The 11,919-nt window shown below is 71.3% G+C and carries 8 protein-coding genes; 7 read left to right on the forward strand and 1 reads right to left on the reverse strand.

Annotation, left to right across the window (positions count from 1 at the left end; all coding sequences use genetic code 11):
• Nucleotides 1-93 precede the first annotated feature (93 nt).
• Nucleotides 94-1,569, reverse strand: coding sequence for a CCA tRNA nucleotidyltransferase (locus ACF1A5_RS29675; protein ID WP_392195960.1), 1,476 nt, complete (start codon nucleotides 1,567-1,569; stop codon nucleotides 94-96).
• Between the two features lie 277 nt (nucleotides 1,570-1,846).
• Here ACF1A5_RS29675 and ACF1A5_RS29680 point away from each other — a divergent pair, with 277 nt between their 5' ends.
• From ACF1A5_RS29680 to trxA, 7 genes are all read left to right on the forward strand, one after another.
• Entirely contained in the window at nucleotides 1,847-4,264 is a 2,418-nt protein-coding gene (locus tag ACF1A5_RS29680) for a DUF6049 family protein (protein WP_392195961.1), read from the forward strand.
• Between the two features lie 45 nt (nucleotides 4,265-4,309).
• Complete coding sequence (murJ, locus tag ACF1A5_RS29685; RefSeq protein WP_392195962.1) at nucleotides 4,310-6,649, forward strand: murein biosynthesis integral membrane protein MurJ; 2,340 nt, start codon at nucleotides 4,310-4,312, stop codon at nucleotides 6,647-6,649.
• A 118-nt stretch (nucleotides 6,650-6,767) separates the two neighbouring features.
• A complete protein-coding gene (locus tag ACF1A5_RS29690) occupies nucleotides 6,768-8,492 on the forward strand; it encodes a protein kinase family protein (protein ID WP_392195963.1) in 1,725 nt (574 codons plus the stop codon).
• Between the two features lie 27 nt (nucleotides 8,493-8,519).
• Nucleotides 8,520-9,257 (forward strand): RNA polymerase sigma factor SigM, encoded by a 738-nt coding sequence (gene sigM / locus ACF1A5_RS29695; RefSeq protein WP_392195964.1) that lies wholly within the window; start codon nucleotides 8,520-8,522, stop codon nucleotides 9,255-9,257.
• Nucleotides 9,254-10,213 carry a hypothetical protein gene (locus ACF1A5_RS29700; RefSeq protein ID WP_392195965.1) on the forward strand — a complete coding sequence of 320 codons (960 nt, stop codon included), beginning with the start codon at nucleotides 9,254-9,256 and terminating at the stop codon, nucleotides 10,211-10,213. The genes sigM and ACF1A5_RS29700 overlap by 4 nt, the downstream gene beginning before the upstream one ends.
• A gap of 168 nt (nucleotides 10,214-10,381) precedes the next feature.
• Nucleotides 10,382-11,353: a thioredoxin-disulfide reductase gene (gene trxB / locus ACF1A5_RS29705; RefSeq protein ID WP_392195966.1), complete on the forward strand. Its 972-nt coding sequence runs from the start codon at nucleotides 10,382-10,384 to the stop codon at nucleotides 11,351-11,353.
• Between the two features lie 44 nt (nucleotides 11,354-11,397).
• On the forward strand, nucleotides 11,398-11,730 hold the full coding sequence (gene trxA, locus ACF1A5_RS29710) for a thioredoxin (protein ID WP_030049453.1): 333 nt from the start codon (nucleotides 11,398-11,400) through the stop codon (nucleotides 11,728-11,730).
• The last annotated feature ends 189 nt before the right edge of the window (nucleotides 11,731-11,919 follow it).

Here is an 11,919-nt window from a genome sequence, read left to right on the forward strand (position 1 = left end):
CTTTCCGGGGGTCATGCCGCGCGGCTGTGTTTCACGTGAAACACGAACCCGGTGCCACTCGGCCCCGTGGGCGCGACCCAGTGCCGTGTGGCCTCAGCCCTGCGGGCCCTGCTCGGCCCACCACTCCTTGAGGGCCGTCACCGCGGCGTCGTGGTCCATCGGGCCGTTCTCCAGACGGAGCTCCAGCAGGTACTTGTAGGCCTTGCCGACGGCCGGGCCGGGCTTCATCCCGAGGATCTCCATGATCTGGTTGCCGTCGAGGTCGGGCCGGATGGCGTCGAGCTGCTCCTTCTCCTGAAGCTCGGCGATGCGCGCCTCCAGACCGTCGTACGCGCGGGACAGCGCGGCCGCCTTGCGCTTGTTGCGCGTGGTGCAGTCGGAGCGGGTGAGCTTGTGCAGCCGGGTCAGGAGCGGCCCGGCGTCGCGGACGTAACGGCGGACCGCGGAGTCGGTCCACTCGCCGGTGCCGTAACCGTGGAAGCGCAGGTGGAGCTCGACCAGTCGCGAGACGTCCTTCACGAGGTCGTTGGAGTACTTCAGCGCCGTCATGCGCTTCTTGGTCATCTTCGCGCCGACCATCTCGTGATGGTGGAAGGAGACCCGGCCGTCCTTCTCGAAGCGGCGCGTGCGCGGCTTCCCGATGTCGTGCAGCAGCGCGGCGAGCCGGAGGGCCAGGTCGGGGCCGTCCTCCTCCAGCGCGATCGCCTGCTCCAGCACGATCAGCGTGTGCTCGTAGACATCCTTGTGCCGGTGGTGCTCGTCGCTCTCCAGGCGCAGGGCGGGCAGTTCCGGCAGCACCCGGTCGGCCAGGCCGGTGCCGACCAGCAGGCTGAGGCCCTTGCGCGGGTGCGCGGACAGGATCAGCTTGTTCAGCTCGTCCCGCACCCGCTCGGCGGAGACGATCTCGATCCGCTCGGCCATCCCCTTCATCGCGGCGACGACCTCGGGCGCCACCTCGAAGTCGAGCTGGGCGGCGAAGCGCGCGGCCCGCATCATCCGCAGCGGGTCGTCGGAGAAGGACTCCTCGGGCGTGCCCGGGGTGCGCAGCACCCGAGCCGCGAGGTCGTCCAACCCGCCGTGCGGGTCCACGAACTCCATCCGCGGCAGCGCGACGGCCATCGCATTGACCGTGAAGTCACGCCGGACGAGGTCCTCCTCGATGGAGTCGCCGTACGACACCTCGGGCTTGCGTGAGGTGCGGTCGTACGCCTCCGACCGGTAGGTGGTCACCTCGATCTGGAAGCACCGGTCGACGTCCCCCACGCGGGCCTGCTTCTGGAGCCCGACCGTGCCGAAGGCGATCCCGACCTCCCACACCGCGTCCGCCCAGGGCCGCACGATCTTCAGTACGTCCTCGGGGCGGGCGTCGGTCGTGAAGTCCAGATCGTTGCCGAGCCGGCCGAGCAGCGCGTCCCGGACCGAGCCGCCGACCAGGGCGAGTGAGAACCCGGCCTCCTGGAAGCGGCGCGCGAGGTCGTCGGCGACGGGGGCCACCCGCAGCAGCTCGTTCACCGCGCGCTGCTGGACCTGGCTCAGGGCAGGGGGAGTGTCTTCGTTGGCGTTCGGCACAACAGAAGAGGGTACGTGGCCCGGCCGCCCGGACGCGCCGCCATATACGGAGCCCGGCGGGCCCGCCGACGGGAGACGCAGGTCCTTCCGCCAGGCACGCGATCAGCGCATTTGTGACGTAATGAACAGCATCCGCGGAAACGGGCATATGAAGGGCGAGCGCCGGTGCCCGCCGATCTTGTGGGCGCCTCCGTGGCACTTCGCCTCAGCGCACATCGTTACCATGCGGGGACGCACATCCGACGACCACTGACGACGACGAGGGACGGGCGAGCGCGTGGCCGACGCGGCAGACTTCCAGGGGACCACTCCCTCACCTGCCCGCCGCTGGTTGCGGCGCACCGGCGCAGCACTCGCCGGGGCGCCCCTGCTGGCCGGTCTGCTCCAGCTGCCCGCCGCGCCGACCGCGGACGCCACGGGCCAGGACGCCGCACAGGCGGCCGCCACCGGCTCGCGCACGGTGGCCGTCTCCCTGGACTCGCTCAGCCCCAGCGCCCCCTCCGACGGTGACACCGTCACCGTCAGCGGCACGGTGACGAACAACGGCAAGCAGGCGGTCACCGGCGCCCACGTGGGCCTGCGCGTGGGCCCCGAGCTGAACACCCGCTCGGCGATCGACGCGGTCGCCCGGCGCACCGACTTCGTGCCGGGCACCGACGGCGCCGAGGTCGGCGGCAAGTACGCCCAGAAGTTCGACCGGCTCACCCCGGGCGTCGCCGAGCACTTCAGCATCTCGGTGCCGGTCGACAAGCTCGACCTCGGCCCGGACGGGGTCTACGCGCTCTCCGTCTCGCTCTCCGGCCGGACCGCCGCGCAGCCGTGGGACCAGGTGCTGGGCATCCGGCACACGTTCCTGCCCTGGAAGCCCGACGAGGCGGACACCAAGACGAAGACCACCTATCTGTGGCCGCTCGTCTCCGACGTCCACATGACCGCTGAGACCGGCCCCGGGGAACAGCAGACGCCGACCTTCGGCAACGACGACCTCGCCCAGGACCTCGCTCCCGGCGGCCGTCTGGAGCAGATGCTCGCGCTGGGCAAGGACCTCGACGTCACCTGGGTGATCGACCCGGACCTGCTGGCCTCCGTCGACGCCATGACCCGCAACTACCGCATCCGCAACGGCAGCGGCCGTCCCGTGGCGGGCACCAAGCAGGCGGTCGCCAAGAAGTGGCTCGCCGAGTTGCAGCAGGCGGTGGCGGGCAAGGACGTGGTGGCGCTCCCCTTCGCCGACCCGGACCTGGCCTCCCTCGCACACAGCGGGACGAGCGTCACCGGCTCCCTCAGCCAGCTCAGGGACGCCACCGAAGTCGCCGCCGGCACGGTGGAGACGGTGCTCCACGTGAAGCCGAGCACCGACTTCGCCTGGCCCGTCGACGGCGCCGTCGACCCGTCGATCGTGAAGGTCGCCACCTCCGCGGGCGCCGACAAGGTGATCGCGCGCGGCGACAGCCTCCAGGAGACCGAAGGTCTGTCCTACACGCCCTCGGCGGCCCGCCCGATCGGCGGCGGCACCACGGCCGTGGTCGCGGACGCGCGGCTGTCCACGGCGTTCCAGGGTGACCTGACCGAGGCCGGCAGTTCCACGCTCGCCGTGCAGGAGTTCCTCGCCCAGAGCCTGGAACTCGGGGAACAGACCGGTAAGCAGCGCAGCATCGTCGTCACCCCGCAGCGGATGCCGAGCGCGAGCCAGGCCCGGGCCATGGCGCAGGCGCTGACCGACCTCCAGCACAGCACCTGGTCGGAGGCGCAGGACCTGACCGCGGCCGCCCACGCCAAGCCGGACCCCGGCGCCACCACGCGGGTGCCGTCGTCCGCGGACTACCCCTCCTCGCTGCGCAGGCAGGAGCTGGCACGCTCCGCCTTCGCCTCGATCGGCAGGACGCAGGACAAGGTCGACAACTTCAAGGTCGTGCTCACCGACGAGTCCCGGGTCGTCACCCCCTTCGGCCGGGCCATGAACCGCGAGATGTCCACGTCGTGGCGCGGCCGGTCCTCCGCGGCGGCGGACTACCGGGACGGCGTGGAGGCGTACCTCGACGACCTCGCCCAGGAGGTCAAGCTGATCGACAAGTCGGAGACCAAGCTCTCCGGGCGCAGCGCGACCATCCCGGTCACCGTGCAGAACAACCTGGTGCAGGGCGTCGACCACCTGGTGCTGCGGCTCACCTCGACCAACCCGACGCGACTGAAGATCGGCGGCAAGGCCTACACGGAACAGCGCGTGGCCATCTCCGGCGGGCACAGCCAGTCCGTGAAGTTCACCACCTCCGCCAACGCCAACGGCCCGGTGACCGTGGTGGCCCAGCTGTACACGCAGGACGGCCAGGAGTACGGGGACCCGGTCACCTTCGACGTGAAGGTCACCGAGGTCACGGCCACGGTGATGCTGGTCATCGGCGGCGGCGTCCTGCTGCTCGTCCTCGCCGGTTTCCGCATGTACACCCAGCGCAAGCGGGCGGCCGCCCGTGACACCGCGGAGGACGGCCCCGACGGGACCGGCGAGGACGCCGGAACCCCCGACGAGCAGGAGAACGACGGTGCGGAGAACCCCGAGGGCCCCGCGGACCGTCTCACAGAACAGTCCGGCGCTCGGCCCGGGGCGGACACCCCCGAGCAGCCGAGTGACCCGGCACCGGACACCGCAGCGGGAGACGCCGACCCCTCCGGCACGGGTGAGAGGGTGGACCGTTGAGGATGTCATGGCCCGGTGGGCCCGGGACGACGAGGTGGGGTAAGCATGAACGCGCCGTACGACGGTGACCGCGGCCAGGCCGTGGGCGGCTCGGGCCACCCCGAGGGGGCGCCGCCCGAGCACGGCCAGGTGCCCTCGCAGCCGCCGGCGGACATGTACCTCCAGGACGCCTACGCGGACGACCCCTACCGGGCGCAGGACCTCTCCGCCCAGGACCCGGTCGACGAGGCGCTGTACGACCGTGCCGCCCATCCTCCGCAGGCTCCGGGCACGCAGCAGCCGCAGCAGCCGCTGTACGGCCCGCCGCAGCAGTCGCCGTACGCCCCCGACCCGCGCGTGTGGGCCCAGACCCCGCCGCCGGAGCCGTCGGGCACCACGCAGTACCTGCCGCACGGGGAGGACCCCCGCAGCACCCGGTTCGTGGGCGTCGACGACCTCGTCAGCCACTCCGGCGAGGAGCGCCACGAGCCGGACGCCTTCGCCCACCTCTTCCGCGACCAGCAGCAGGGCGGCTACCAGGACGCCCGGCAGGGCGGCTACCCCGACGCGCGCCAGGACGGTTTCCATGAGGCCGGGCAGCGCGGCTACCAGCCCCCGCAGCAGACCGGCGGGCACCCGCGGACGGACGCGCCCTCGGTCCCCGGCCCCTCGCCCGCGCCGGCCGGCGGCCAGGGCCCGGCGGGACCGTACGCCGCGGCTCCGGCCGCCACGGAGACGACCGCCCCCGCCGCCGTGCCCGCGGCGGCGAAGAAGGGCGGGCGCGCGTCGGGGCTGCTGAAGTCGAGCGCCGTGATGGCGGCGGGCACGATGGTCTCCCGGCTCACCGGCTTCGTCCGTTCCGCGATGATCGTGGCCGCGCTGGGCACGGCCCTCCTGGGCGACACCTTCCAGGTGGCCTACCAGCTGCCGACGATGATCTACATCCTGACCGTCGGTGGCGGCCTCAACTCGGTGTTCGTCCCGCAGCTCGTCCGCGCCATGAAGGAGGACGAGGACGGCGGCGAGGCCTTCGCCAACCGGCTGCTGACCCTGGTCGTCGTGGCGCTGGGCCTGCTCACCGCGCTGGCGATGTTCGCGGCGCCGCTCCTGGTCCGGCTGCTGTCCAACCCGGTCGCCAGCGACCCCGCGGCCAACGAGGTGGGCGTCACCTTCACCCGGTACTTCCTGCCCACCATCTTCTTCATGGGCATCCACGTGGTGATGGGGCAGATCCTCAACGCCCGGGGCAAGTTCGGCGCGATGATGTGGACTCCGGTCCTCAACAACATCGTCATCATCGCCACGCTCGGCATGTTCCTGTGGGTCTACGGCACCGCCGCGGACTCCCACATGAACGTCACGAACATTCCGGTGGAGGGTCAGCGCCTGCTGGGCGTCGGCGTGCTGCTCGGCCTCGTCGTGCAGGCGCTGGCGATGATCCCGTATCTGCGCGAGACCGGCTTCCGGCTGCGCCTGCGCTTCGACTGGCGGGGCCACGGCCTCGGCAAGGCCGCCATGCTCGCCAAGTGGACGGTCCTGTTCGTCCTCGCCAATCAGGCGGGCGCCCTGGTCGTCACCCAGCTGGCCACCGCCGCGGTCACCGACACCGAGCTGCCCGGCACGGGCTTCAGCGCCTACGCCAACGCGCAGCTGATCTGGGGTCTGCCGCAGGCCATCATCACGGTCTCGCTGATGGCGGCGCTGCTGCCCCGCATCTCGCGCTCGGCCGCCGAGGGCGACGCGGGAGCCGTCCGTGACGACATCTCGCAGGGCCTGCGCACGACGGCCGTCGCCATCGTGCCCATCGCCTTCGGGTTCCTCTCCCTCGGCATCCCGATGTGCACCCTGATCTTCGGCTCCTCCGGGACCGGCGCCGCCACCAACATGGGCTACATGCTGATGGCCTTCGCCCTCGGCCTGATCCCCTACTCGGTGCAGTACGTCGTCCTGCGTGCCTTCTACGCGTACGAGGACACCCGGACGCCCTTCTACAACACGGTCATCGTGGCCGCGGTCAACGCGGGTGCCTCCGCGCTCTGCTACGTGCTGCTTCCGCCCCGCTGGGCCGTCGCAGGGATGGCCGCCGCGTACGGTCTCGCGTACGCGATCGGCGTGGGTGTCGCCTGGCGCCGACTGCGCGTGCGGCTCGGCGGCGACCTCGACGGCTCCCGTGTCATGCGGACGTACGCACGGCTGTGCATCGCCTCGGTGCCGGCGGCGCTGCTCAGCGGCGCGGCCTGCTACGCCATCGGCCACGCCCTGGGCCAGGGCGTCCTCGGGTCGTTCGCGGCGCTGCTGGCCGGCGGGGCCCTGCTGCTCGGGGTCTTCTTCGTCGCCGCCCGCCGTATGCGCATCGAGGAACTCAACTCGCTCGTGGGCATGGTCCGCGGGCGCCTGGGGCGTTGAGGCGGGGGTAGGCGCACAACCATCGTCCGCGGCCGTGTGTCGTGCATAGCAGCGGACTGTGGGCACAATTGGTTTCGGCGTCGGACAGCGCGCAATGGATGGGGAGGCAGGAGCGACGGTGGCGGAACGGAGCACGGCTGCCGTCGACGTGGCAGAGAACAGCGGCGACGAGCCGCTGACCGCGAAGGCGGACCAGGCCACGGCCGACGGGGTGGCCCAGAACCGGGAGCGGGACACGGACAACGACGAGGCACAGGGGAGCCGAGGGACCCAGAGTCCCGGAGAGAAGGCCTCACCGCCCGAACTGCACAGCGGTCACAAGCTCGCCAGTCGCTACCGCCTCGAAGAGTGCGTCACCCGTCTGGACGGATTCAGCAGTTGGCGAGCGGTGGACGAGAAGCTCCGCCGCGCCGTCGGCGTCCACATCCTGCCCGCGGACCACACGCGCGCCCGCTCCGTGCTGGCCGCGGCCCGTTCCTCGGCCCTGCTCGGCGATCCGCGCTTCGTCCAGGTCCTGGACGCCGTCGAGGAGAACGACGTCGTCTACGTGGTCCACGAATGGCTGCCCGACGCCGTCGAAATGACCACCCTGCTGTCCGCCGGGCCCATGGAGCCGCACGACGCCTACCAGTTGGTCAGCCAGGTCGCCTCCGCCATGGCCGCCGCGCACCGCGAGGGCCTCGCGCATCTGCGTCTGAACCCCAACGCGGTGCTGCGCACCTCCTCGGGCCAGTGGCGCATCCGCGGCCTCGCCGTGAACGCGGCGCTGCGCGGTGTCAGCTCCGACACCCCCCAGCGCACCGACACCGAGTCGATCGGCGCCCTGCTGTACGCGGCGCTGACCCAGCGCTGGCCGTACGAGAGCGACGCCTACGGTCTGTCCGGCCTGCCCAAGGACATCGGTCTCATCCCGCCCGACCAGGTGCGGGCGGGAGTGCACCGGGGCCTGTCCGAACTCGCCATGCGTGCCCTCGCCAACAACGGCGCCACCGCCTCCCGCCACGAGTCCCCCTGCACCACGCCGGAGGAACTGGTGAAGGCGATCGGCGAGATGCCGCGCATCCGCCCGCCGGAGCCCTCGTTCGCCGCTCCGCCGGAGTACCAGCACACGGCCTACCAGCAGGGCTCCTACGGGCGTACGACGCCGCACCACGGTGTCACGCAGGCGGTGGCCCCGCCGCCGCCCCCGCTGCAGAGCCGCACCGGCAAGGCGCTGAAGTGGGCCGTCTCGGCCCTCCTCATCGCCGCCCTCGGCCTGGGCAGCTGGCAGCTCGCGGACGCCCTGATGGACCAGGGCGGCAAGTCCGGCAACGGCAATCAGACCCAGACGACGGACGGCAGCGGCAAGGGCGGCAAGCAGCCGAAGCCGGTCAGGCCGATCGCGATCCAGGGCGCCCAGGAGTACGTCGTGAAGGGCGACGCCCAGCACCCCGGTGACGTCGGCAGGACCCATGACGGCGACAACTCGACGTTCTGGAAGACCAACACCTTCATAGACGGTCCGGCCCTCGCGCCCTACAAGCCGGGCGTCGGCATCGTCTACGACCTCGGCTCGCCGCACGAACTCACCACCGCGTCCATCGGTCTGCGTTACGCGGGCGATCACACGACGGTCGAGCTGTACGCGTCCGACTCGCTCGCATCGGCGTCGCTGACCTCCGCACAGCGGCTCGGCACGGCCAGGACGAACGCGAACACCGCCACGGTGAAGGTCACCAAGCCGGTGAAGACGCGGTACGTCCTCGTCTGGCTCACCGCCGTGCCGTACTCCGGCGCGGACGCGAGCGCGTACACCGGCGCCGGCTACAAGCAGGCCATCACCGAAGTGAAGTTCACGGGCTGACGTCTCAAACGAGGGGGAGGGGGTCGGATGGCAGAGGGCAGCGCTCACGCCGACCTGAGCGATCAGGACCTCCTGTCCCGCCATGTGGAAGGTGACCCCGACGCCTTCGGGGAGCTCGTACGGCGACACCGCGACCGCCTCTGGGCCGTCGCCCTGAGGACGCTGGGGGACCGCGAGGAGGCCGCCGACGCCGTCCAGGACGCCTTCGTCTCCGCCTACCGGGCCGCCCACACCTTCCGCGGGCAGTCGGCCGTCACGACCTGGCTGCACCGGATCACGGTGAACGCCTGCCTGGACCGCGCCCGCAAGGCGGCCTCGCGGAAGACCTCGCCGGTGGACGACACCGAGCGCCTGGAGCAGTTGCTGGAGCCGCACGAGTCGGCCTCGGCGCCCGCCGAGCGGAACGACGTCCAGCGGCAGCTCATCGAGGCGCTGGGCACCCTCCCGGCCGACCAGCGGGCCGCTCTGGTCCTCGTGGACATGCAGGGCTACCCCGTGGCCGAGGCCGCCCGGATCCTCGACGTGCCGACCGGGACGGTGAAGAGCCGCTGCGCCCGGGGCAGAGCGCGGCTCCTGCCGCTGCTCACCCATCTGCGGCCGGGAGGCGCGGCGGAAAGTACGGGAGGGGAAAAGGAACCGGACAGAGGACGGAACCGGGCGCAGGGGACATCCGTCCCACCGGCAGCGCATCCTCTGGACACGGGTCCACAGGGGGCGGGGCCGGACGATTCGACTGCTGTGAAGGGCGGAGGTGGGCGGGCGTGACATCCACGACGGACAGGGCCGGGCACCCGGACGTCACCGAGATCTCCGACCTCACCGAAGGCCTGCTGGCACCGTCCCGCAGCACGGCCCTCCGGCGGCACCTGGACGGCTGCGAGCTGTGCGCCGACGTCTACGCGTCCCTGGAGGAGATCCGCGGCCTCCTCGGCACGCTGCCGGGCCCGCCCCGTATGCCCAACGACGTCGCGGGCCGTATCGACGCCGCGCTCGCCGCCGAGGCTCTGCTCAGCGCCACGGCCGCCGAGGCCACGGACGAGCGCGAGGCCACGCACACACCTGCCGCTGTGGGCACCTCCCGCACCTCCCGCCCCGAGACCGATGCCGGTGACGGCGCGCACGTTTCACGTGAAACATCGACGGCGGACCGTCCCAGGGGCCACCCCCGCGCCTCCATCACCGGCCCGGCCCGCAAGACCCGTACGCGGCACGGGCGCCGCAGGATCGCCGTCCTGGGGTCCGTGTGCACGCTCGCCGTCCTGGGCATCGCGTCCGTGGTGCTGGCCTCCCTGCACGACGGCAAGGGCTCCGACACCACCGCGCAGGGTCGGCCGACCGCTTCCGCGGACACCTTCGCCGCGGGGACCCTGGAGGGCCGGGTCTCGGACCTCCTTGCCAAGGCTCAGAAGCAACAGGGCGACACGCGCGCCCCGCACAGTTTCGGCGTGGATTCCGCCCCGGACACCGATCGGCCGCGGGTCCTCAAGACTCAGCCCACCGTCTCGGTCCCCCCGTGCGTCCAGCAGGGCATCGCACGCGAGGACACGGCGCTCGCCGCCCAGCACGGCACCTACGCCGGCAAGGACGCCTTTCTGGTCGTGCTGCCCGACGCCTCCGGCGAGAGCACACGGGTCACGGCCTATGTCGTCGACGCCACCTGCGTCCACCACCCCGCGACGGCGGCCAAGGTACTGCTGAAGCGTTCCTACACGCGTTCCTGAGCGCGCACGCCTGATTCGCGCGCTGCGTGGTATTCCGTACGCTGACGCGCCTCCGTGTGCCCAGCCACGCCGGGAATGCACGCCCCGTAGGATCCGTTGGGTGGGGTGAGAGCTGTGAGAGAGGCTCCCGCCGCCGTACGACACAGTCCAGAGACGAGGAATCAAGCCGTGAGCGACGTCCGTAACGTGATCATCATCGGCTCCGGGCCCGCAGGCTACACGTCGGCGCTCTACACCGCGCGCGCGTCGCTGAAGCCGCTGGTCTTCGAGGGCGCCGTCACCGCCGGCGGTGCGCTGATGAACACCACCGACGTGGAGAACTTCCCGGGCTTCCGCGACGGCATCATGGGCCCCGACCTCATGGACAACATGCGCGCCCAGGCCGAGCGCTTCGGTGCCGAGCTGGTCCCGGACGACATCGTCTCCGTCGACCTGACCGGTGAGATCAAGACCGTCACCGACACCTCGGGCACGGTGCACCGGGCCAAGGCCGTCATCGTCGCCACCGGCTCGCAGCACCGCAAGCTCGGCCTGCCCAACGAGGACGCCCTCTCCGGCCGCGGTGTCTCGTGGTGTGCCACCTGCGACGGCTTCTTCTTCAGGGACCAGGACATCGCCGTGATCGGCGGTGGCGACACCGCGATGGAGGAGGCCACCTTCCTCTCGCGCTTCGCCAAGTCGGTGACGGTCGTCCACCGCCGCGACACCCTGCGCGCCTCCAAGGCGATGCAGGAGCGCGCCTTCGCCGACCCGAAGATCAAGTTCATCTGGGACAGCGAGGTGGCCGAGATCCAGGGCGAGCAGAAGCTCTCCGGCCTGAAGCTGCGCAACCTCAAGACGGACGAGCTCTCGGACCTGCCGGTGACGGGCCTGTTCATCGCGATCGGGCACGACCCGCGCACGGAACTCTTCAAGGGCCAGCTCGACCTGGACGAAGAGGGTTACCTCAAGGTCGACGCACCGTCCACCCGTACCAACCTCACCGGGGTCTTCGGCGCGGGAGACGTGGTCGACCACACCTACCGTCAGGCGATCACCGCGGCGGGCACCGGCTGCTCCGCCGCCCTCGACGCCGAGCGCTTCCTCGCGGTCCTCGCGGACAACGAGCAGAAGGCCGAGCCCGAGAAGACCACCGTCTGAGACCCCCAACCACCCCACCGCACGAACCAGTTAAGGAGCCCGCCGTGGCCGGCACCCTGAAGAACGTGACCGACGACAGCTTCGAGCAGGACGTCCTCAAGAGCGACAAGCCCGTCCTGGTGGACTTCTGGGCCGCCTGGTGCGGTCCCTGCCGCCAGATCGCTCCGTCCCTCGAGGCGATCGCCAGCGAGTACGGCGACAAGATCGAGGTCGTCAAGCTCAACATCGACGAGAACCCGGGTACGGCCGCCAAGTACGGCGTCATGTCCATTCCGACCCTGAACGTCTACCAGAACGGCGAGGTCGCCAAGACCATCGTCGGGGCGAAGCCGAAGGCCGCGATCGTCCGCGACCTCGAGGACTTCATCGCCGAGTGACGTTTCACGTGAAACACGAACGGGCCGACCCGCCAGGGTCGGCCCGTTCGCTTTCCGCGGCCCGGCCCGCGGGCCGGCGGCGTCCAGGCCTAGTGCCAATACCGGTGACTTTGGTGGGTTCTGGTCGTTGGGTGGGTTGTGCCAAGGCCGGGTCAGGTGAAGTCGTCGGGGGTTGATCGGTTCTCGGAT

Source organism: Streptomyces sp. NPDC014864 (genome assembly GCF_043081525.1).
Classification (GTDB): domain Bacteria; phylum Actinomycetota; class Actinomycetes; order Streptomycetales; family Streptomycetaceae; genus Streptomyces.

What these genes read in the sequence shown, in the direction of transcription:
- sigM (WP_392195964.1), top strand. Translation starts at nt 8,520, where the DNA reads ATGGCAGAGGGCAGCGCTCACGCCGACCTGAGCGATCAGGACCTCCTG.
- murJ (WP_392195962.1), top strand. Translation starts at nt 4,310, where the DNA reads ATGAACGCGCCGTACGACGGTGACCGCGGCCAGGCCGTGGGCGGCTCG.